Below are 21,856 nucleotides of genomic sequence, written 5' to 3'. Positions count from 1 at the left end.
GCAGAACACGCTGCCAGTCACGTTGACTTGCAGCGTGTTTGTTAGATTCAAGAGGCTTCGGACTTCCACGTCCAGTTGGTTTGGCTCATGTCCAACCCTAAGGCTTCGAATTTTTCCGCGACATATTTCAAGCAGTTACTTCCAACGGGTTGATAATGCCCTGATGCGTCATTGACCATTGTAATAATGTCTGTAATGGCATGTCCGTCATGCGTTTTGTCAATTAAAAATTCTCCTGCACATATCACAGGCTTTCCGCCGCCTAGTTGACTGTGTCGTGTGTAATCTGCAGGGGCCGCATGATTCCAGCGCCGGTAAATGATCGAGCCCTCGGGGGTATAAACCCAGGTGTAACTATCATGCAAAGCATTGGGTTCAAGTATTTCGCTCTGGCGAGTTTTCAGAAGTGTACCGACTATATGGCCGTCGACCCAACCGACCAACTGGCCTACGCCGTCGATGGTCGAGGGGTCATAGGTTCGCCAGGACTTGAGGTCAGCGAGATAGGGCATCCATCGGACAGGATAGGTCTGGGCATTCAAATCAATGGGGCGGTCGTCGGAATTGCTCCAGGCGGCCTGATTGATGTAGCCAGTCCAAATCTTGCTCAGATAATTGGACTGTGTACCGACCCATTGATCGACCTTGTTTAGCGATACATTGGTAAAAATACCGTTGGCCTTGAGCATCAGTGATTCAAGTTCCCAATTATCGCTGGCCAAGGGGTGAAAACGCGGTTCCTGGTACAGGACGACGTGCTTCAATTGGCGAAGCGGAACACGGCTATGGCCAAATATACCGGGCAAGTCAACGTTGACTTTGATGGTCTGGCCGACTCTGGGCGCTTTGCAAAGAAAGTCTACTTTCGCTTCATCATTGAAACTTATATAAATGCTGTCGTCGGTACCTGCCCATAACTCGTCTTTAATTTTGACAGTAACAGTAAGTTCTGTGATGTCGGCGGTAAGGTCAACAGTAGGGGTGAATGTGCAGGTCATTTTTTCATCCTTGAAAAATGTCGGGGTTGGTTTTTGCTGTTTGTTTGTTTGTATCGGTAGCTTATAAGTTTTGAAGGGCAGTTTGAATTTGTTTTTGCGGGCGGTTGTTGCACCTTATTAATAAGGTAAACACACCTGATGGTAAGTTAATAGTTTGTATGGGCGTACAACTGACTGTCGGTTTTGTGTGAATCTGGCCGGCGACCTGAAGGCACGCCATCAGTGGATAACGTGGTACGACAGGCGCCGGCTTTGCTGGCGATGGCGCGGTGAATTCACTTCGGTCCGAGAATTTTCACCAACTTGTCCGGCGAAGGCGCGCCTTGCTGCTGTTGCAACTCGCCCTTGTCGTCCATGTAGAAAATCGCCGGGGTGGCGGACAACTCCAGCTCCTCCATCAACTGCATATTGGCTGCGAGTTTCACCTGAATCGCCGGCGGTACGTCTTTCAAAGCCTTGAGCGAACTGTCTTGGCCGGATTTCTCGTGGTTTTCCAGCGCTTTGCTCGGATCCTTTGCCGCCAGCAACGCAGCGGATTTGCCCGGGCTGTCCTCGCGGATAATGCCGACCATAATGTGGCGCAGTTGTACCTTGCCGGCCTTCACCCACGGTCGCGCCTGCTCCCAAAACAGGTTGCAGTATTGGCAGTTCGGATCGCTGAACAGGTAGACGACGCGTGGCGCATCTTTGTTGCCGTCACCGATCCAGTTGCTGGCTTCCATTTTGCCCCAGACTTCTTTCGCCATGGGTGCGTAAACCAGCTTTTGTAACGGCGCGCTGCTCAGGTCATTGCCCTCGGCGTCATACAAATTACCCAGTAACACGTGCTTGCCGTCTGGCGTCAGGTACAGCGCCATACCGCGATTCTGGTACTGCGCCGCATAACCACGTAGACCGTCGGGCGCGTCGAACTGGCCGACGATTTTTGCGCCTTTGGCTTCGATTTTTTTGATCGCATCAGGCAACTCTTCAGCTTGCACCGACGGCAGGTGCAGCAGGGCGGCGGCCAGTGTCAGCGTCAGCAGGTGGCGGAGGCGGGGCATGGCAATTTCCTTGAAGGCGTGGCCGTGGTGGCCGAATGAGGAGAATCAAAGTTTTCCAGGGCGCGGGCCAGGCTGGCTTCCGACAGTTCCCCCAGATGGCTGCCCAGCAGGCGACCATCCGGGTTATAGAACAGGGTAGTCGGCAACGCCATCGAACCGACGGCCTGACCCAATCGACCGCTGCCGTCGAACAGCACATTGGACAGGCTCAGCCCCTGGGTTTCCAGAAAGGTGCTGACACTTTGCATGCTTTCAGCCTGATTGACGAACAGGAAGGTCAGGTCCGGGCGGTGTTGCTGGGCGTTTTCCAGCACCGGCATTTCCCGGCGACACGGTGGGCACCAGGTGGCCCACAGGTTGATAACCAACGGACCGCCCTTGTAGTCGGCCAGCAGGACCGTTTGACCTGTGGCATTACGCAGCGTGATTTCCGGCAGGCGCGTGCCTTGTTCGTAAATCGTCAGAGAGAAGGTCGCCAGTAGCCAGAATGCCAGGCCACTGACCACGCCAAAGCCCAAGGGGCGGCGTAAGCCAGGGCGACGCCAGCCTCGATACACAGTGGCGAGTAGCAGCGCGATGACGCCGGGCCACGCGAGGAAGCCACCATCGCGCAGATCGATGATTTGCCACGGATCATTGCGATAGTGCGCCCAGTAAACCGCCACGAAACTGACCCGGGCTGCCAGCAAGCCGATCATGAACAGGCTGAACAGCACCGACTCCGGATTCTCGCCACCGCGCCTGGCCACCCGCCAGCCGACAAAAGTCGCCAGCGCCAGGGCGCTGATCAGCAGCAGGTGATTGAGCGCGATGGCAAAAGTGCCGAGAGTAAAAGTCAGCATTAACGGGCGTCTCGGGTAGTGGTCCAGCGTTGCAGGAACGTGTCGGCATCGACTTCGCCGGTGATGCGCTGACTACGACGTTCTTCGCCGTCGGCACCGATCCAAAGCAGACTGGGTGGCCCCGGCACTTTGTATCGACCGAGCAGCTCGCGGCTGGCGGCATTGTCAGCGGTGACGTCCAGCCGTAGCAAGCGCACCTCGCTCAGGGCGTCTAGCACTTGGGGCTTGGCGAACACCTGTTTTTCCATGACCTTGCACGACACGCACCAGTCGGCATAGTAATCCAGCAACACCCACTGGCCTTGCGTTTGCGCTTCGTCCAGTTCCCGCTGCAGTGCGCTCGGATCCTTGATCGTGATGAATGCGTCATGAGCCGTGGGGCTTGCCACAGTGCTCGAATTTGAAGTGCGGTAGACCTGCAACGGCTTGAACACATCATCACTGCCCCCCGCCGCACCAATGACCAGCAGGCTGCCCCACAGTCCCATCAACAACGAACTGGCACCGAATACATGAGTGGACCGGCCGAAACCGGCGGACTGGCGCCAGGCGGCGTAAGCAGCAATCAGCAACAACGCACCGCACAAACCGATCCATAGCGATTCATCCAGCACCGGGCGCAACATCAACAGCGCAGTCGCCAGGAACAGAAAACCGAACACGCCTTTGAGCAGGTTCATCCAGGCGCCAGGTTTGGGCAGGAAGCGATTGCCGACGGTCACCAGCAACAGCAACGGCACACCGATGCCGATACCCATGGCGAACAGAATCACCCCGCCGTGCAACGCGTTACCGCTTTGCGCAATGTAGAGCAGGGCGCCGGCCAGTGGAGCCGTCATGCACGGGCCGACCAGCAGACCGGACAAGGCGCCCAGTACGCCAGCGCCGATGAGGCTGCCGCCGCGCTGACTGCGCGAAACATTTTCCAGGCGGTCACGCACGGCCACCGGCAATTGCAGTTCGAAGAACCCGAACATCGGCAACGCCAGCAGCACAAAAATCGCGGCGAAACTGCCCAGCAACCAAGGGTTTTGCAGCAGCGCCTGAAGGTTTGCGCCGAGCAGCGCGGCCAACACGCCCATCGCCGCATACACCAGCGCCATGCTGACCACATAACTGCTGGCCAGGGCAAAGCCGCGTTTGGGCGTGGCGCCACTGCCAACGATCAACCCGGCGAGAATCGGCAGCATCGGCAACGAACAAGGGGCGAAGGCCAGTAGCAGACCCAGGCCGAAAAACACCAGCAGACTCCAACCAAGCGCCCGTTGTTGGAGGTCGCTGGCCAATGCTTGATCCGGCGCTTCGTTGGTCGCAGAGGCGGCAGCGTTGTCGACCAGATTCACCACTTGAGTTTGCGGTGGATAACACAACCCGGCATCGGCACAGCCCTGGAAACCCACCTTGATCGGGCCATTGGTCCCGGCGGGAATCTTCAGTTCCAGGCCTTGACGATAAACCTGCTGTTCGCCAAAGAATTCATCGCTGTGGGATTCACCCTGCGGTAATTCCGGTTTGTGCTCCGTCGGCAAGCCATCGAATTTCAGGCGTTGTTGGTACAGGTAGTAGCCATCGGCGATCTGCCAATAGAGCTGGGTTTCACCGGACTCAAGGCGTTCGGAGGTAAAGATGAAGGCTTTGCCAACGGGGAGAAAGTCGGGTTTGGTCTCGAACGGATCGGTGCCGGCCTGGGCCAGGCCCGAGATCAAGAGAACAAAAGTGAGAAACAGTCGAAGCATGGGTAAGCCTTATCACTGCGCAAGTGTGGAGCACACTGGCAGGTGGCGATTAACCGATGATTAACCGGGGGAGATAAGGGGAGAAAAAGCCGGCCATCTCTGATTTTCGGATGAGCGTAAGTAGGGGAGTGCCCGGCGGTTACATGCCAGGTGATATCAATGCCCGGCATGTTGTATGTCGGGCATGTTTTTTAACCTCTAGTTTCGCAGAAGACCCGGCCAGGAGGCATTATCAACATTGTTAACGCCTCCTACTGGCTTGTCTTCGTCTATATTGTATTTTATGTAGCGATTTTCCGTGAGGAATATGTAAAGCATGTCATCTGATGGGCTTCTGTTAAATTGTACAGCCGTGACTATTTCATTTTTGTAAGGTGCCACTCCTGGCCATGTATTGTTGTTGATTTCTTTGATGTCAAGGGTGTTTTTTGTATGGTTGAAGCGAAGATAGTTTCCGTCATTCATTACAAATAAAAGGTAGTCATCTCCACCGAAAAAGTTGCTCTCGGTCCACCAAACGCCAAATAATATTTTATAGAAGTAGGGCGTTAGCTTGGCCCAGTTGGTGTCTGCGAGGTTTTTATATTCAATAACTCGATCCCATTCTTCATGATACAGACACAGCGATGGCGTTCCGGCATCGTCATAAAATAATAGGAGTAATTCTGGTCCGTTGCTTTTTTCATTGAAGTTGAAGCCAAAGCGTAGATCTTTTACTTTGTCGTGAAAAGTGTTCCAGGTTTCGTGAGTAACTTTGGCAGGGTATCCATCTTTGACTTTGTTTTGTCCGTTACTAAAAAGTGAGTACTGATTTGTATCCTTGAAGAAAAAATAAGTTGAGTCATTTCCATGTCTCCAGTCGACAGCTACGCAATTTTTTATATCAGGCATGATTTTTTCTTCCGTGTTGAATAGAGTGGTTCGGATATTTTATAAGCGTCAAGCTCCGTTGTAACCTGTCAAAGATGACAGTGTTTATACATAAAGTGATCGTGCTAACGTATTGGCCGGCAGGCCGTTTCGCAGAAGATGATGAATGGGTTGACGATGATTTATAAATGACTTCATACCTGGAAAATCTCGCTGCATTGCAACCCGGCGATACGCGCTTTCACGTCAGCCCAGCAGCTCGACAAAGGCATGTTTGACTTTTTTCTGAAGATCGCACCATGCACGTACTTGCCAGCGAAGGTGACGAGCTGATCACCCTGCGCGATCTTGGCGCGTGCCTACATACTTTGCCACGACGGATGGCAGGCGCAGTGTCAACCTGATTGAACACTGCGCGTTGACCGATGACCCGAGCAGCCGCGAAACGACGTACTGCTGCGCTGTCCAACTGGTCTGCTTAGCGTTCCTCGTTGTAGGTCAGTCGGTATTCGGACATGGCGACATGGGCGCTCTTCCATCCCTGGGCGAATGCTATGGCTGCCTGGATTTGTACCGCTGTCATGCCCTTGCCGATCTCCTCAAGATTGGTTCTGGCAGTGCCGTGCTGCAGAAACTCTCGAGTGGTATCGACCACCAGCCAGACCAGTCCATATCCCTTTACCACGTCCCTTTCAAAACCGTACTCATCGGCGTCTTCCTCGCCTGTGTAGTCGAAGGCAAGCGCATACCCATAATCGAGCACCGCGTTGACGTCGTTTAATTGCGTTCTCTTTTCCAGCCACTGCCGCTTCGCAGCCTTATCGTGGCTGACGGGGGGGCGGTTGCCGTACCAGAGCATGGCTTTTGAAAATCCCGCATTGGCGGCCTTTTCAAGCAGAGCGTTGACAGTTGCTCGACGGCTGATTGCATCCGTAATGAGACTTTCATCTTTGTCATACAGCCTGGCCAGGAGGTATTGCCCCTCCTGAAAATTCGCGTCGGCGGATTTTTTCAGCCATTCAATGTCCTTGGTTAGCTCGTACATCTGCAGCATCGCTTCGCCACTGCCTCCATCGGCAGCTGTCTGAGCCAGCGCTTTAGCTTTCTTCAGTGAATCTTCGTCTGCCAGTCGCATCAAGGCATAGACATGATTCTGGGCCGCGGCGAGCGCGTACCATTTTCTTGCTTCTTCGATAACGGTCTTATCGCGTTTTTTTTCGTCGGTGACCTTTTTATCCCGCCGCCTGAAAATTTCGCCCAAGGCAAACTGCGCCGAAGCGTCTCCGGCACACGCCGGGATCATCAAATAAGCTTGCGCATGGGTGAACTCGCCCAGGTTGTATAAGTCCATGGCCTGTTTTTTGGCGGACGCTTGCTGCTCTGTCACGGACTTGATCAGTGCGTTCAGGTTTTCCAGAAAACCGAACAGCGTCGTCAGTGCATCTGAATGGGTATACATATTAATTCCTGTGTCTTTGGAGGGTTGAGGTAACACCCGACACAGGCTATTGGGTGAAGAGGAGTGATGTGCGGTACATAGTTATTGCATGCATTAATCGACGGCTCATCCGGGCACCGCGAGGCCCGATTCGGGGTGAATCGGACCTCGCTGAGGGTAAATCGTTTAGCAGACCGGGCCACGACTCGTCATCGACTGCGGATGGGCCGCTCTCTACCCGGGCCTGCTGAAGGTTGTATCTGATGTATTGGTTGTCGTTCAGAAAAATATAGTAATAACTATCCTCGAAGGTTCGATCTCACTGGGCGGCAGTAATAATTAGGGTCTTGTGGGGCTCTAATTCAGGCCAGGCAGTATAGGTAATACCCTCGTCTCTTGAATGTCGTTTCAAGTAGTTATAGGTGAGAGAGTATCGACATGAAATGATTCCCTTCATTCAGGTAATGTTTAGATTGCGGAGCTTGCAGGTTGAACATTGTTTTTAGGTGTGGGTGATGGTTGTGCGACAAACCTCACTCCATGAATAGTCCTGGCCAGTTTTTGTTGTTGCATGCTCGGGGTCCAACCGCTAATTCGTTTTTGTCGATGTTGTATTTTAGGTACTGCTTGCCGGTAAGAAATATAAAGTAATAGCTGTCGCCGAAGTCTGCATTCATTTGTACTGCAGTTGTGATTCTATATTTATAAGGTTTCAGTCCTGGCCATGAATCGTCATTAATGGTATGTAAGGTTACCTCTCTGGTATTCCAGTTAAGATCGAGGCCGTTCCCGTCATTCAACAAAAACCTGTATTTATTTGAGAGATTGAATTTGTGCGGTTTTTTCCACCAGGTGCCTGCAACAATACGGTCGAAATAGGGGAGCAGTGGCGCCCATATTGATCCTGCAACAGTATGTAGGCCCCTGATGCTGTCAACATCCTGGTCATATTCACAAAACATGGGTGTATCACCCTCGTAGTAAAAGAGCCAGAGGATGTCGGGGTCCAGTTCGACTCTGTTTGCCGTGATGTGTCGGCTGGTGGCAAATCCGAAACGCAAATTTTTCGCGTGCTGATGGAAGTCACCCCAAGAGGAGGAGTTGATAGGTTTTGGATAGTCCTCGGGAACCAGGTCATCATTGTTGTCATATCTAGAGTACGTGTTGGAATCTTTAAAAAAGAAATAACACTTGTCTTTTCCAGAGCGCCAGTCGACGGCGATGAAGTTTTCGGCTTCGGGCATGTTTTAGTACCTTTTGGGGTTTGGTTGGTTTGTGTTGAAGTTACTGTTTTAAGGCTACATTCTGCTGTGCAAAGTGTGCAGCATTTTTTATAAGGGATTTATTTCAATGTTTGGCAAGGCTGAGTTGGTTTGCATATTTAAATTGGTTGCGCGCGCGGCCAGGTGTTGATGTGCTCGACAGGCAATCGTCAGCTTCGCGGCCAGTATTCGCGCTTCTCTCCCGCGTCTGCACCGGACATAATCGCGACTTAATGTCGGTTTGTTTGAATCGCATTTTTATGGAGTTCACTATGCACGTACTGGTTTGTGAGGACGATGAGTTGATCGCCAGCGGCATTGTCGCCGGCCTGACCGCCCAGGGCCTGACCGTAGAGCATGTCGCCACTGCATCGGCGGCCCGCGCGATGCTCAAGGTGGCCGAGTTCGACGTCATGGTGCTCGACCTAGGCCTCCCGGACGAAGACGGGCTCAAACTCCTTCAGCAACTGCGCCAACAGGGCCTGGAAATTCCGGTGTTGATTCTGACGGCGCGCGATTCGGTCACCGACCGCGTCGATGGTCTGCAAGCCGGCGCCGACGACTATTTGCTCAAACCCTTCGACCTGCGCGAACTCGCGGCGCGTTTGCACACCTTGCTGCGGCGTGTGGCGGGGCGCAGCATCAATCTGATCGAGCACGGTGCTCTGACCTACGATCCCAGCAGCCGCGAAACTACGCTCGGCGGCCAACCAGTTGATTTATCGCGTCGCGAGCAGTCGCTGTTGCAGGCCCTGCTGCATAACCGTGGCCGCGTGCTGTCCACCGAGCAGCTCAAGGACAGCGTCTACGGTTTCAATGACGAACTGGAGAGCAACGCCCTCAACGTGCATATCCATCACCTGCGGCGAAAACTCGGCAATGGCATTGTCGAAACGGTGCGCGGCCTGGGTTATCGATTGGGGCCGGCCGATGGCGGAGATCAATCAAAGTGATGAGCCTGCGTTTGCGCCTGAGCCTGACACTCGGCGCCGCATTTGCGCTGATCTGGGCCTTGGCTGCGGCCTGGATGCTCAGCGATTTGCGCAACCAGATGATGTTTTCCCTCGACCAGCGGCTGGTGGCGTCGGCGCGCATGGTCGCCGGCCTGATGGAGCAGTTGCCAGCGTTGCCGACTAAGGGCGAGGGCACCCATTTCAGCGCGGAACAATTGAATATTCCCGGCGGCATGGCCTGTCAGGTCAGCTCGTTGCGTGGCGAAATCCTTGCCCGCAGTCACTCCGATCCGCAGCAAACCCTGGAAGCCGAGAAAGTGGGCTTTCACGATCAGATGATCGACGGCGCGCCGTGGCGCAGTTTCACCCTGGCGCGTGGCGACCTGCGGATCACCACGGCGGATCGGCAGATCGAGCGTGAGGCGCTGAACATGTCGATTCTGCTGGCCGCTTCAGTGCCCGTCGGCGTAGCGCTTCTCGGGTGTCTCTGTTTGTTGTGGCTGGGGATCGGGCAAGGGCTGGCGCCGCTGAACCGCATGCGTGATGCCCTTATGCGCCGCAGTGCCGATTCCCTCGAGCCCTTGCAGATCCAGCCGCTGCCCAGTGAACTGCAACCCTTGCTGGACACCCAGAACCAACTGCTGCAGCGCATCGGCAAGACCATCGAACGCGAACGCCGGCTGACCGGTGACGCGGCCCATGAATTACGCAGTCCGCTGACAGCGATCAAGACCCACCTGCAAGTGGCGCGTATGACCGAAGGTGCGGCCCGGGATCAATCCCTGGCCCGTGCCGAAGAGGGCGCCGACCGCCTGCATCGCACTCTTGAACAATTGCTGTTACTGGCGCGCGTCGAGGGCAGTCTGTCGTTCGACGATGGCGTGCAGTGCAGCGCCGAGCAGGTGGCGAAACTGGCGATTCAGGATGCCGCCAGCAGTGATCGTCAGCGCATCAGGTTTCAACTGCCGCCAACGCTGTCTCATGCCCCGGTGCAAATGCCGGCGGTGCTGTCGATCGCCGCGCTGCGCAACCTGCTGGATAACGCGCTGCGGCATACCCCAAGCGATGGGGCCGTGGAGCTGAGCCTTGAAACGACAGACGCTCGGGTACGGTTTGTCGTCCGCGACCATGGCCCGGGCATTGCCGAAGACGATCTGCAACACCTGACCCAGCGCTTCTGGCGCAATGGCCAAAGCACCGGCTGCGGTCTGGGGTTGGCGATAGTTCAGGCGATTGTTCAGCGTTGTGGTTGCACGTTGCATTTCGACAGCCGACCGGATGGGTTGCGGGTGGAGCTGACCATGCCGTTGCAGCCGGCCTGACCAGCGCCACAAACTCCCATGTGTGCGAGCCTGCTCGCGAAAGCGATCTGTCAGTCACATCAAGCTGGATGTGCTGCCGCCTTCGTCGGAACACCGCCCGGAGCAGGCTCGTTCCCACACTGGGTCCTGCATTGCACATCAAATGAAACCTCTCTGCACTGGTGCATCTGCCGCCCCCGGCGCTATCGTCCCCGGCAGCTTTTTCTCAATGGATTGAGGTAACAGCGCCATGAATGCATCGATTCACATCAGCAAGGCAACTGCCGCCGACGCCGGCATCATCAGCCGGATCGTCGAGCGCTCCATCCGCGTCGGCTGCGCGCTCGACCACCGCAACGATGCAAAAATCGTCGCGGCCTGGGTCCACAACAAAACCGTTGAGCACATCAGTGCCTGGCTGGCCGACCAGCGGTTGTACCTGAACATTGCTCTGTTGCAGGACAAACCGATCGGTGTCGCCATGGCCGCGGTCAGCGGCAAGGTCGCGTTCTGTTACGTGCAGCCGGAATGGTTTCGCCGGGGCGCCGGGCAAGCGCTGGTGCAGGACCTCGAAGGCTGGTTGATCAATCAGGGTTTGCGTCAGGCACAACTCAACAGCACCCGAACCAGCGAAGCGTTTTACCGTCATTTGGGTTACCGGCCCTGCGCTCAAACCTTCAGGGTGGCGGGGCTCCACGCCATACCCATGGACAAAGGCCTGTCGCCCCCTTCATAAAAAGCAGATCAAGGGTATAAGCCCTTGGGGTCCTTCGCGAGCAGGCTCGCTCCCACATTTGACGGTGTACACAAATCTACTGTGGGAGCGAGCTAGCTCGCGATGAGGCCTTGACGTTCACTGCAAAACTCAACCCTGGCTGAACATCTCCTTCGCCCGCTGTTCGATCTGCTGCTGTGTCAGATCTTCTTTACGCGTAGCCAGAAACCACAGATGCCCATAGGGGTCTTTCAAAGTCCCGGACCGGTCGCCATAAAACTGATCCTTGACCTCGGACACCACGGTGCCACCGGCGGCAATCGCCTTGGCATAGGACTTATCGACGTCGGTCACGTACAGATGCAGTCCCACGGACGGTGAAGTGTCTGGATTGCTCAATGGCCCCTGCTCGCACGGTGTGCCGAGCATGATCGGGCAGTCGCCGATGCGCAGTTCAGCGTGGCCGATTCCGCCGTCGGGCATGGACAGGCGCATGACTTCGATCGCGCCAAAGGCTTTTTTGTAAAAGTCGATGGCTTCGGCCGCTTTCTGGATGCCCAGATACGGGGTGATGCTGTGATAACCCTCTGGAATAGGTTTGACGCTCATGATGGATCTCCCTGTTCTTGTCGTGAGTGAAAAATTTTCCTTCGCCGTTTTCCGGTCGGATAACTATAGGCCAGCCCCTTTTTTGCCACCGAGTGACCGACGAGTAGCAGTATTGCTGTTCAGCCATCAACAGCGACCCATTACACCCTGGAAGCGGGGATCGAGACCAATAGTGCGTTGATCGTCGCCCGGCGTTCTAATTTCCGCTGAATGATCTGAGGTGTTCACAAGTTCTGTGTTCACAGGAAATCCAGTGTGGGAGCGAGCCTGCTCGCGAAGAACTGACTGACTACGATCTTTTGATCGTGATACCCACTATCGAGCGCGTTGATTTCTACTGATCCAAGGCTGGGCGTAGCCTGTATCCATTGCCCGAACAAGATGCCAGGACACCAGACATGAAACCTCTACTCGCCACTTTCTTGCTGCTAACGGTCTCCGTTCTCGCCGGATGTGCGAGCCATGTTTCACCGGAACTGCGGCCATTCACCGCGGAAGAAACCAGGGAACTGGCACTGGAGAACCTGAATCGTCGCGGTTTGTCCTTCGACGAATACGAGGCGAAAAAAGCCGAACTGCTCGGCCAACCACAGAAATCGTTCAGTTTTGACAACCATGGCGAGATGAACGCCGAACGCGCTGTACAGCGTCACGGCCACCCTAGCTGAGACTGTACTGCTCGAACTTTCACTCAACTGTCCGTGGGTTTCCCGCAGGCCGTGCGTTAGGGTCAATACTTGACTGACCCTGATGGACTGCCGCTTATGACGCTCTCATTCGATCTGCTGCTAGGCTTCGCCTTGTTTGCCCTCGTCACCTCGATCACGCCAGGCCCGAACAACACCATGTTGCTGGCATCAGGCGTGAACTTCGGCTTTAACCGGACCATCCCCCATATGCTGGGTATCACCTGCGGCTTCTTTGTGCTGGTCGTGGCAGTGGGTTTCGGTCTGGGCGCGGTGTTCAAATCCTATCCGTTGCTTTACAGCATTCTGCGTTACGTCGGGGCGGCGTATTTGCTGTACCTGGCGTGGAAAATCGCCCATTCCGGGCCGGTTTCCGACCGTGACGAAGGCAAGAACAAACCGATCAGCTACCTCGGCGCCGCCGCGTTCCAGTGGGTCAACCCCAAGGCCTGGATCATGGCCATCGGTGCCATCAGCACTTACACACCCATGCAGGGCTATTTCACCAACGTGATCGTGATTGCCGCGGTCTTCGCCCTGATCAATCTGCCGAGCGTCGGCGTTTGGGCCGCTTGTGGCACGCTATTGCGCAACGTGCTGAAGGATCGCCGCTGGTTGCGCCTGTTCAACTGGGGCATGGCCGCATTACTGGTGGTTTCATTGTATCCATTGTTGCTTGAAAGCTTTAGCTGACGCATTGCTACAACCGGTTGCCCGATGCCTGTTAAGCTCGACTTCAGGAGCGTTCCTACGCACTTTGAAATGAAGTCGTACTTCTTTAACGCATCCGATCAGGGTATTGCTGGTTCGGTGGTTTCCAGCACCTGATCCCGGAACAAGCTCTGCGAGCCTTTTATGAATAAACGTCCGTTGTATTTCGATTACGCCGCCACCACGCCAGTGGATGAGCGGGTCATCAAGGTCATGGTGGAGTGTCTGGGGTTTTCCGGTAATTTCGGTAACCCCGCGTCCAGCTCCCACTCGTTCGGCCAACAGGCCCGGCAATCGGTCGAGCAGGCGCGTCGTCAGGTGGCCGAACTGGTCGGCGCCCAAGCGGAACAGATCGTCTGGACCTCCGGTGCCACTGAGTCCAATAACCTCGCCCTCAAGGGCGTCGCCCAGGCTCGCGGTATTTCCGGCGGCCACATCATCACCAGTCAAATCGAACACAAGGCAATTCTCGACACGGCAAAACAATTGCAGGACGCGGGTGTTACGGTGACTTATCTGGTGCCTGACGCCGAGGGGCTGATTACTGCACAAGCGGTCAGCGAGGCGATGCGCGAGGACACCTTTCTGGTCTCGCTGATGCTGGTCAACAACGAACTGGGCACCGTCAACGACATTCCGGCCATCGGCCAGGTGGTGCGTGAGCGCGATGCGTTGTTCCATGTCGACGCGGCCCAGGGTGCGGGCAAAGTGGCGATTGACCTGACTCAGTGGCCGGTGGATTTGATGTCGTTCTCGGCGCACAAGGTTTATGGTCCAAAGGGCATTGGTGCGCTGTATGTCGGCCCTCGCGCGCAACAGCGTTTGCAGGCGCAGATTCACGGCGGTGGTCACGAGGGCGGGTTGCGTTCGGGTACCTTGGCGACTCACCAGATTGCCGCCATGGGCGTGGCTTTCGCGTTGGCAGCGCAATTGTTCGTTGAAGAAAAAGACACGATCGTGCGTCTGCGTGAGCGTTTGCTCGAACAGCTGCTGAGCATTCCCGGCGTTCGCCTCAATGGCAGCCCGATCCAGCGGATTCCCCATACCCTGAGCCTGACTTTCGATGAAGGCGAGTTCAATTCCGCGGCGTTGAGCGCATCGATCGCGTTTTCCGCGACGTCGGCCTGCAACTCCGCGAGCAATGCGCCGTCCCATGTGCTGCTGGCGTTAGGGCATGACGCGCGTTCGGCCGGTCGAACCATTCGCTTGAGTCTCGGGCGTTTCACCACCGAGCAGGACATCGACCAAGCCGTAGATCTGATTAAAGCGGCCTGCGCCAGCGCTCCGGCATTCTGGCAGTAGCGTCTTAAAGCGCCGGCTCGTATCGGCACTCAACAATAATGATGAAGTGGTTAGCAGGAGACACGATGAGTACGCAGCCTTCGATCAATGGATCGGTGCCCCAGCGCCTGGCGCAAACCCGCGAACTGATGAGCCGGGAGGGTATTCACGCCTTGCTGGTGCCGTCGGCCGACCCGCACCTCTCGGAATACCTGCCGGGCTATTGGCAAGGGCGGCAATGGCTGTCGGGTTTCCACGGTTCGGTCGGCACCTTGATCGTCACGCCGGACTTTGCCGGTGTCTGGGCTGACAGCCGTTACTGGGAGCAAGCGAGCAAGGAGCTCAAAGGCAGCGGCATCGAACTGGTCAAGCTGCAACCAGGGCAGCCCGGTCCGCTGGACTGGCTGGCCGAGCAAACTCCTGAAGGCGGCGTCGTTGCGGTAGATGGTGCGGTGATGGCTGTGGCGTCGGCACGTACGTTGAGCAGCAAGCTCGAGGAGCGCGGCGCACGTCTGCGCACCGACCTCGATCTGCTGAGCGCGGTCTGGAGCGATCGTCCGACGTTGCCGAATGAGCCGATCTATCAACACTTGCCGCCACAGGCAACGGTCAGCCGTGTTGAAAAACTCGCCAAACTACGTGAAACACTTCAGGCACGCGGTGCCGACTGGCATTTCATCGCGACCCTGGATGACATTGCCTGGCTGTTCAACCTGCGCGGCGCTGACGTGTCGTTCAACCCGGTGTTCGTGTCCTTTGCCTTGATCAGTCAGCAGCAGGCGACGTTGTTTGTGGCGCTAAGCAAGGTCGACGCCGAGTTGCGCGCGGTCCTTGAACAAGACGGCGTGACCCTGCGCGATTACAGCGAAGTGGCGGCAGCCTTGAGCGCGGTACCGAGTGGGGCGAGCTTGCAGGTCGACCCGGCCCGGGTCACAGCGGGTTTGCTGGATAACCTGAACAGTGGCGTGAAACTGGTCGAAGGCCTGAACCCGACCACCTTGGCCAAATCGCAGAAAAGCCCGGCCGATGCCGAGCACATTCGTCAGGCCATGGAGCAGGACGGCGCAGCGCTGTGTGAATTCTTCACTTGGCTGGACACCGCGCTGGGGCGTGAGCGCATCACCGAACTGACCATTGACGAACACCTGACGGCCGCGCGTATTCGACGTCCAGGTTATGTGTCGCTGAGTTTCAATACCATTGCCGCGTTCAACGCCAATGGCGCCATGCCGCACTACCACGCCACCGAAGAAGAGCACGCGGTGATCGAAGGCGACGGGCTGTTGTTGATCGACTCCGGCGGCCAGTACCTGGGCGGTACCACCGACATCACCCGGATGGTGCCGGTCGGTACACCAACCGATGAGCAGAAACGCGATTGCACGCGGGTACTCAAAGGCGTGATTGCGCTGTCCCGAGCGCAATTCCCTCGGGGTATTCTGTCGCCATTACTGGATTCCATCGCTCGCGCGCCGATCTGGGCGGAGAGCGTCGATTACGGTCACGGCACCGGTCACGGCGTTGGTTATTTCCTGAACGTTCACGAAGGTCCGCAAGTCATCGCCTATCAGGCCGCTGCGGCCCCGCAAACCGCGATGCAACCCGGCATGATCACCTCAATCGAACCGGGCACTTACCGTCCGGGTCGCTGGGGCGTGCGGATCGAGAACCTGGTGTTGAACCGCGAGGCGGGCAGCAGCGAATTCGGTGAATTCCTGAAGTTCGAAACCCTGACCCTGTGCCCGATCGACACTCGCTGCCTGGAGCCATCGCTACTGACGCTTGACGAGAAGCAGTGGTTCAACGCCTACCACGCCGAAGTGCGCGAACGGTTGAGCCCATTGCTCGACGGCGCAGCCCTTGAATGGCTGAACACCCGTACCGCCGCTATATGATCGGCTTGAGTTCAGGCGCTGTTTCCAGCGCCTGGCTCATGTAGTCGATAAAGGCTTTGACCCTGGCGGATTGGCGACGATTGGCCGGGGACACAGCATGAATCGGCAGCGACTGTGCGGTGTAGTCCTGCAAAATTACCGTCACTCGACCGGCTCTCAGATCCTCGCTGAACAGCCACACCGGCGACAGCGCAATCCCCAATCCCCCCAGCACCATCTCGCGAATCGCCTCGGAATTGTTACTTTGTGCGTTGCCCTTGATCCGCACTTCATGACGTGTGGTGTCTTTCTCGTAAACCCATAGGTTTTGACTGTTCAGCAAGTTGAACTGCAGGCAGTTATGCCCGCTCAGTTCTTCCGGTGTTTGCGGCTGGCCGTATTGTTTGAGGTAGGCGGGGGTTGCGATGGTTACTCGGTGGGTGGTGCCGATGCGGCGGGCGATCAAACCGCTGTCGTTTAGCTCGCCAATCCTGAACGTGACATCCAATCCTTCGCTGACCAGGTCCTGGTTTTGATCACTCAGTTGCAGATCGATCTTCACCTGTGGGTATTGAGTCAGAAAACCCGGCAGTCGCGCGGCAATCTGCAAACGTCCAAAGCTTACTGACGAGCCAATCCTGAGGTTTCCAGCAACGGTTTCGCGTCCTGAATGAAAGCTGTGCTCCGCAGCATCTACGGCCGTGAGGATTTGTCGACACTCGCTGTAGTACCGCTGACCTTCGTCAGTCAGGGAGAGCTGCCGTGTACTGCGAGCAATCAGCTTGCCCCCCAGCTCGGTTTCCAGTGCTCTCAGGACTTTGCTGATGGTGGGTTGGCTGGTCTGCAACTCTCGGGCGACGGCCGAAAAGCTACCGCGCTCGACCACCCGGACGAAGATCGCCATTGCATTGAGTTTGTCCATGGGGGTTCTCATTAATGCCAACTGGGCATGAGCACTATAGCAATATGGTGTCTTATCGGCATGAGTGACTAAGCGCAAGATTTATCCCACAACCACCTCTGACGGGAATTTGCGAAATGACTGACTCACTTGAAATGCGCGCGCTGATTGTTGACTCGGCCAACGGGCCGTTACGCTTGGCTTTGATGCAACGTCCTGTGCCTGCAGTGGGTCAGGTGTTGGTCAGGATCAGGGCCAGCGGTCTGAATCCTCTGGATGGCAAAATTCGTGCGGGCCAGGCAGACCATGCGCGGCAGCCGTTGCCCGCGGTATTGGGTATTGATCTTGCGGGCGTTGTTGAAGCGTTGGGGGAGGGTGTCAGCGGATGGCTGCCGGGAGATGAGGTCTACGCCATGGCGACCGGAATTGGCGGTGCGCAGGGTTCGCTGGCTGAATACGCGGTGGTTGATGCCCGGTTGTTGGCGCGTAAACCGCGCAATCTGAGTCTGCGCGAAGCAGCAGGGTTGCCGTTGGTGCTGATCACGGCATGGGAGGGATTGGTAGACCGGGCTCGGGTGCGAGCGGGTCAGAAAGTATTGATTCATGGCGGCGCGGGTGGTGTCGGGCACGTTGCTGTGCAAATAGCTCGCGCGTTGGGTGCTGAGGTGTTCGCCACAGGCTCAGCCCGTCAACAAGCAATCATCGAAGGGTTCGGCGCGACATTTATTGATTACCGCGCGTCCTCGGTTGAGGACTACGTGGCCAAGTACACGGGCGGGGAGGGTTTCGATATCGTCTACGACACGGTGGGCGGTGAAACGCTGAATGAATCGTTCAAGGCGGTCCGGGTTTATCACGGCCATGTGGTGAGCTGCCTGGGTTGGGGGCAGCACAGCCTCGCGCCGCTATCGTTTCGCGGGGCGACCTATTCCGGGGTGTTTACCTTATTGCCACTGTTGACTGGCAAGGGGCTTGAGCATCATGGGCAGATTCTTCGAGAAGCGGCGCAGTTGATCGAGGCGGGCAAGTTGAAACCGTTGGTGGACCCTCGGCATTTCACATTGCAAAACGCCGAGGCCGCCCATGAGCTGCTTATGTCCGGAGCAGCGCAGGGGCGGTTGGTCGTGGAGATTTAACGCAGGGCTTCAAGGACGAAGTCCAGTCGATCCTGGCCGAAGAACAATTCATTATCGACAAACATGCTCGGTGCGCCGAATACACCTCGTTGCACGGCTTTCTCGGTGTTGTTCTTGAGCATGGCCTTGACCTCTTCATCGGCGGTCAGGGCCATTATTTCATTGGGATCGAAGCCGTTCTGCGTCAGTACTGTCGCGACAGTCGCCGGGTCATCGAGGCGGCAGCCTTCAATCCAAATGGCTTCAAACAGGCAGTCGATAAAGGCCAGAAAGCGTTCGGGATGGCGCAGTTGCATGCCTGTCACGGCGCGCATCAGCATCAGGGTATTGATGGGGAAATGCGGATTGAACTTGAGCGGCACGCCATAGCGTTTGGCATAGCGGTCCAGGTCCTGAAACATATAGCGGCCCTTGGCCGGGATGGTCGCCGGGGAGGCGTTGCCAGTGGCTTTGAAGACACCGCCCAGCAAAATTGGGGTGTAGATCAGCTGACTGCCCGTCTGTTCGCAGATTTTTGGCAGTTGGGTGTAGGCCAGATAGGTAGCTGGGCTGCCGAGGTCGAAGTAGAACTCCACGGTTTTGCTCATGGTCGATGCGCTCTGCTGATTGTGGTGGGGGAGGTCTTACCAGCGTTCGCTCCAGGGGCGCAGATCCAGCTCGAAGGTCCAGGCGTCTCGGGGCTGGCTGTGCAGGTACCAATAATTCTCGGCGATGTGCTCGGGGTTGAGGATGCCGTCCTGATCTTTGGTCGCGTACTTTTCGGGAAAGCTGTCTTTAATGAAGTCGGTATCGATGGCACCGTCGACGACTACGTGGGCGACGTGAATGTTCATCGGGCCCAGTTCGCGAGCCATACTTTGGGCCAGTGCACGAATGCCATGCTTGGCTCCGGCGAATGCCGCGAAACCCGCGGCACCCCGCATGCCCGCGGTGGCACCGGTGAACAGGATCGTGCCTCGTTGGCGCTTGGCCATGCGCTTGGCTACTTCACGGGCATTGAGAAACCCTGAGAAGCAGGCCATTTCCCAGATCTTGAAATACTTGCGGGCGGTTTCCTCGAGAATGCTGCAGGGCACATTGGCGCCGATATTGAAGACGAACGCTTCGATGGGGCCGATTTCGCTTTCTATCTGCTCGACCAGCGCAATCACATCCTCTTCCTTTCGCGCATCGCAGGCAAAACCGTAGGCTTGGCCACCGTCAGCCTTGATGGCATCTACCAGTGGCTGGAGTTTGTCCGCGCTACGCCGGGTGACACAGGCGACAAATCCTTCCTGTGCAAAACGCTTGGCAATGGAGCCGCCTGTGGCATCCCCAGCGCCGACAATCAACACGACCTTCTTGTTATTCATGGTTAGATTCCTTTGTTAAACGATCGTTAACTGAACGAACGTTATGCTACGATTCGGCAAGCGTCAAGGCGAACAATCCAGAGGGCAAGGCAATGCGATACTCAGCCAATCACAAGCTGGAAACCAAAGAGAAGTTGCTGGAAAGCAGTGCGGTATCGGCCAAGAAGTGCGGATTTTCGACGGTAGGTGTCGACGGTTTGATGAAGGCTATCGGTTTGAGCGGAGGGGCTTTCTACAGTCACTTTTCGTCGAAGGATGAGTTGTTCGCTTCAATTGTCGAGCGTGAACTGGGCCAAAGCCTGGCTCGATTGGGGGCCGACGAAGACCGCAACAAACTCGAGCGCTGCCTTAAGCACTACCTGACCATGGCTCATGTCGAGCACCCGGAATCCGGTTGCGCCTTACCGACATTAGGTGCCGAAATTGCTCGCTCCGATGTGATGGTTCGTCAGCAGGCGGAAAGCTGGATTTGTCGACTTCAGGAGAGTTGGGCGCGGGTTTTGGAGAGTGATAGCCTGGCTTGGGCGATTTTGTCGCAATGCATCGGTGCATTGGTGGTAGCGAGAATGCTGGCCACTCCGGACATTCAGCGCAGGGTGCTGAAGTCCAGTTACGATGAGATTGGCCGCCAGATCTCAAGTCCACGAACCTGACAGGGCGGCATCAACCTATTTACAGATGACGATCATGCTGCGGCTGGTGTAGCCGGCAGGGTTGAGGCCAAACGGATAATCGCCTGGTTCCTCCACAGCATCTCCTGACTTGGCGATAACTTTATATCCCTTGGGGGTGCATGAGTCGGCTGCGCTGGTGTAGCACTTGTCCCAGGATGACGACAGCCCGGAACAGTTGATATGAAGTCCTTTCTTGCCGCGCTTCGTATGCGTATCTGATGTCGCCGCGCAGCCCGCAACTGCCAATACAGCGATCAGTACCAAAATTCGTTTCATTGCTGTCCTTATTAGCGTCCCCGGATCTAGCGCCCAGGTTTGGCTGTTTTTGCTTTTGCTTGACGCGTTCTGAGATCCCTCTCCTGAAAATTTCCTGTCTGACACTGGGTTGCGGCCTAAACATGGCCTAATTGAGCGTTAAATACCAGACCCTCGTCAAATCCTGTATCAATCGGTTGCGACCGCAGGCTTCGCGGCACTCCCCATGGTCATGGTCGCACCAACGGAAGCCAGAATGATGCACGCGATGGCCAACCACTGTGACAGTGCGAGGTGCTCGTGGAGGAACAGCAGGCCTGACAATGCACCGATCGCAGGTTCAATACTCATTAGCGTGCCGAAGGTTCGGGCCGGCATTCGAGTGAGCGCGACCATCTCCAGCGTATAGGGCACAGCAGTGGAGAGAAGGGCGACACCAATGGCCACCGGAATCAGCGAAGGTGTCAGCAATGCTGCGCCAGCATGGACGATGCCGATAGGGGCTACGAACAGGGCAGCGATCATTACCCCCAGTGCCGCGGTCTGTACCCCATTGTCGGCACCGGCCTTTTGACCGAACAGAATGTACAGGGCCCAGCAAACACCGGCGCCCAAGGCATAACCGGCACCTACCCATTCGATTCCCGTCGCTGTTGCTCCAATAGGTATTAATAGGAGCAGGCCTACGGCGGCGAGGGCGATCCACAAGAAATCGATCACGCGACGTGAGGCATAGATAGCTACCGCCAACGGCCCGGTGAACTCTAGCGCTACCGCGATACCCAATGGCACTGTCTGCAAGGACATATAAAAGAGGAGGTTCATGCCGCCCAGCGCCATTCCGTAAACAACGACGGTGCGCAGGGACTTCGCCGTGAGCTTCGCCCGCCAAGGGCGCAGTATCATCATCATGATCACGCTAGCGAAAATGAGACGCAGGGTAGTGGTCCCTTGCGCGCCAATAATAGGGAACATGCTTTTCGCCAGGGAGGCGCCAGACTGGATCGATGACATGGCTATCAATAGCAGGCCAACCGAGAACAGGGTTGAGGATAGGCTGCGGGTTTGGTCATTCATGGCGTGGCATCGTCCGTGGTAGCAAGCGAGAGTGTTGCTCTGTGCTGGGCAATATACTGCGCACTCATTGCGATAACGTCTATATATAAGCAGTGATTTTGGCATCCTGATAGAAAAGCATAATCAGGGCTTGACGGCAGAT

22 protein-coding genes are annotated in these 21,856 nt (G+C 56.3%); 9 read left to right on the top strand and 13 right to left on the bottom strand.

All coding sequences use genetic code 11. The features are described 5' to 3' along the window. Positions 1-47 precede the first annotated feature (47 nt). The 7 genes from ACM6IR_RS19835 to ACM6IR_RS19805 all read right to left on the bottom strand — a co-directional run bounded on the left by ACM6IR_RS19835 (position 48) and on the right by ACM6IR_RS19805 (position 8,171). Positions 48-998 carry a hypothetical protein gene (locus ACM6IR_RS19835; RefSeq protein ID WP_414909268.1) on the bottom strand — a complete coding sequence of 317 codons (951 nt, stop codon included), beginning with the start codon at positions 996-998 and terminating at the stop codon, positions 48-50. Between the two features lie 275 nt (positions 999-1,273). Beyond that, complete coding sequence (gene dsbG / locus ACM6IR_RS19830) at positions 1,274-2,041, bottom strand: thiol:disulfide interchange protein DsbG (protein WP_414909267.1); 768 nt, start codon at positions 2,039-2,041, stop codon at positions 1,274-1,276. Next, on the bottom strand, positions 2,017-2,883 hold the full coding sequence (locus ACM6IR_RS19825) for a prolipoprotein diacylglyceryl transferase family protein (protein ID WP_414909266.1): 867 nt from the start codon (positions 2,881-2,883) through the stop codon (positions 2,017-2,019). The genes dsbG and ACM6IR_RS19825 overlap by 25 nt, the downstream gene beginning before the upstream one ends. After that, on the bottom strand, positions 2,883-4,619 hold the full coding sequence (dsbD, locus tag ACM6IR_RS19820; RefSeq protein WP_414909265.1) for a protein-disulfide reductase DsbD: 1,737 nt from the start codon (positions 4,617-4,619) through the stop codon (positions 2,883-2,885). The genes ACM6IR_RS19825 and dsbD overlap by 1 nt, the downstream gene beginning before the upstream one ends. A gap of 198 nt (positions 4,620-4,817) precedes the next feature. After that, positions 4,818-5,510 carry a hypothetical protein gene (locus ACM6IR_RS19815; protein WP_414909264.1) on the bottom strand — a complete coding sequence of 231 codons (693 nt, stop codon included), beginning with the start codon at positions 5,508-5,510 and terminating at the stop codon, positions 4,818-4,820. Positions 5,511-5,967: 457 nt separating this feature from the next. Then, positions 5,968-6,948 carry a tetratricopeptide repeat protein gene (locus tag ACM6IR_RS19810; protein ID WP_414909263.1) on the bottom strand — a complete coding sequence of 327 codons (981 nt, stop codon included), beginning with the start codon at positions 6,946-6,948 and terminating at the stop codon, positions 5,968-5,970. Between the two features lie 512 nt (positions 6,949-7,460). Then, positions 7,461-8,171, bottom strand: coding sequence for a hypothetical protein (locus tag ACM6IR_RS19805; RefSeq protein ID WP_414909262.1), 711 nt, complete (start codon positions 8,169-8,171; stop codon positions 7,461-7,463). A gap of 290 nt (positions 8,172-8,461) precedes the next feature. Here ACM6IR_RS19805 and ACM6IR_RS19800 point away from each other — a divergent pair, with 290 nt between their 5' ends. The 3 genes from ACM6IR_RS19800 to ACM6IR_RS19790 all read left to right on the top strand — a co-directional run bounded on the left by ACM6IR_RS19800 (position 8,462) and on the right by ACM6IR_RS19790 (position 11,179). Further along, positions 8,462-9,142: a response regulator gene (locus ACM6IR_RS19800; RefSeq protein ID WP_414909261.1), complete on the top strand. Its 681-nt coding sequence runs from the start codon at positions 8,462-8,464 to the stop codon at positions 9,140-9,142. Next, positions 9,139-10,464 carry an ATP-binding protein gene (locus ACM6IR_RS19795; protein ID WP_414909260.1) on the top strand — a complete coding sequence of 442 codons (1,326 nt, stop codon included), beginning with the start codon at positions 9,139-9,141 and terminating at the stop codon, positions 10,462-10,464. The genes ACM6IR_RS19800 and ACM6IR_RS19795 overlap by 4 nt, the downstream gene beginning before the upstream one ends. Before the next feature lie 229 nt (positions 10,465-10,693). Next, the gene (locus ACM6IR_RS19790) at positions 10,694-11,179 is read left to right on the top strand and encodes a GNAT family N-acetyltransferase (protein ID WP_414909259.1); all 486 of its coding nucleotides are present in this window, start codon (positions 10,694-10,696) and stop codon (positions 11,177-11,179) included. 129 nt (positions 11,180-11,308) lie between these two features. On the opposite strand, the gene ACM6IR_RS19785 is transcribed toward ACM6IR_RS19790, so the two are convergent. Further along, positions 11,309-11,767: a VOC family protein gene (locus ACM6IR_RS19785; RefSeq protein ID WP_414909258.1), complete on the bottom strand. Its 459-nt coding sequence runs from the start codon at positions 11,765-11,767 to the stop codon at positions 11,309-11,311. Between the two features lie 398 nt (positions 11,768-12,165). On the opposite strand from ACM6IR_RS19785, the gene ACM6IR_RS19780 reads away from it, so the two are divergent. The 4 genes from ACM6IR_RS19780 (at position 12,166) to ACM6IR_RS19765 (ending at position 16,340) form a co-directional block, all read left to right on the top strand. Further along, positions 12,166-12,435: a hypothetical protein gene (locus tag ACM6IR_RS19780; RefSeq protein WP_414909257.1), complete on the top strand. Its 270-nt coding sequence runs from the start codon at positions 12,166-12,168 to the stop codon at positions 12,433-12,435. Positions 12,436-12,531: 96 nt separating this feature from the next. Beyond that, a complete protein-coding gene (locus ACM6IR_RS19775) occupies positions 12,532-13,146 on the top strand; it encodes a LysE family translocator (RefSeq protein WP_414909256.1) in 615 nt (204 codons plus the stop codon). A gap of 162 nt (positions 13,147-13,308) precedes the next feature. Further along, positions 13,309-14,466: a cysteine desulfurase family protein gene (locus ACM6IR_RS19770; RefSeq protein ID WP_414909255.1), complete on the top strand. Its 1,158-nt coding sequence runs from the start codon at positions 13,309-13,311 to the stop codon at positions 14,464-14,466. Between the two features lie 65 nt (positions 14,467-14,531). Beyond that, positions 14,532-16,340 (top strand): aminopeptidase P family protein, encoded by a 1,809-nt coding sequence (locus ACM6IR_RS19765; protein WP_414909254.1) that lies wholly within the window; start codon positions 14,532-14,534, stop codon positions 16,338-16,340. Here ACM6IR_RS19765 and ACM6IR_RS19760 read toward each other — a convergent pair. Beyond that, on the bottom strand, positions 16,333-17,241 hold the full coding sequence (locus ACM6IR_RS19760; RefSeq protein WP_414909253.1) for a LysR family transcriptional regulator: 909 nt from the start codon (positions 17,239-17,241) through the stop codon (positions 16,333-16,335). The two genes, ACM6IR_RS19765 and ACM6IR_RS19760, sit on opposite strands and share 8 nt — an antisense overlap. Positions 17,242-17,357: 116 nt before the next feature. On the opposite strand from ACM6IR_RS19760, the gene ACM6IR_RS19755 reads away from it, so the two are divergent. Beyond that, positions 17,358-18,356, top strand: coding sequence for a zinc-dependent alcohol dehydrogenase family protein (locus ACM6IR_RS19755; RefSeq protein WP_414909252.1), 999 nt, complete (start codon positions 17,358-17,360; stop codon positions 18,354-18,356). On the opposite strand, the gene ACM6IR_RS19750 is transcribed toward ACM6IR_RS19755, so the two are convergent. Continuing rightward, a complete protein-coding gene (locus ACM6IR_RS19750; RefSeq protein WP_414909251.1) occupies positions 18,353-18,943 on the bottom strand; it encodes a 2-hydroxychromene-2-carboxylate isomerase in 591 nt (196 codons plus the stop codon). The two genes, ACM6IR_RS19755 and ACM6IR_RS19750, sit on opposite strands and share 4 nt — an antisense overlap. A 36-nt stretch (positions 18,944-18,979) precedes the next feature. Continuing rightward, entirely contained in the window at positions 18,980-19,708 is a 729-nt protein-coding gene (locus ACM6IR_RS19745) for an SDR family oxidoreductase (RefSeq protein WP_414909250.1), read from the bottom strand. Between the two features lie 92 nt (positions 19,709-19,800). Between ACM6IR_RS19745 and ACM6IR_RS19740 the strand changes: the two genes are divergently transcribed. Next, positions 19,801-20,361: a TetR/AcrR family transcriptional regulator gene (locus tag ACM6IR_RS19740; protein ID WP_414909249.1), complete on the top strand. Its 561-nt coding sequence runs from the start codon at positions 19,801-19,803 to the stop codon at positions 20,359-20,361. A gap of 15 nt (positions 20,362-20,376) precedes the next feature. Here ACM6IR_RS19740 and ACM6IR_RS19735 read toward each other — a convergent pair whose 3' ends face one another. Beyond that, positions 20,377-20,658, bottom strand: coding sequence for a hypothetical protein (locus ACM6IR_RS19735; protein ID WP_414909248.1), 282 nt, complete (start codon positions 20,656-20,658; stop codon positions 20,377-20,379). A 168-nt stretch (positions 20,659-20,826) separates the two neighbouring features. Then, on the bottom strand, positions 20,827-21,714 hold the full coding sequence (gene rhtA, locus ACM6IR_RS19730) for a threonine/homoserine exporter RhtA (RefSeq protein ID WP_414909247.1): 888 nt from the start codon (positions 21,712-21,714) through the stop codon (positions 20,827-20,829). Between the last annotated feature and the right edge of the window lie 142 nt (positions 21,715-21,856).

Origin of the sequence: Pseudomonas sp. IT-P253, assembly GCF_949768125.1 — a bacterium.
Classification (GTDB): domain Bacteria; phylum Pseudomonadota; class Gammaproteobacteria; order Pseudomonadales; family Pseudomonadaceae; genus Aquipseudomonas.
This window is presented reverse-complemented; position numbering and strand designations above follow the sequence as displayed.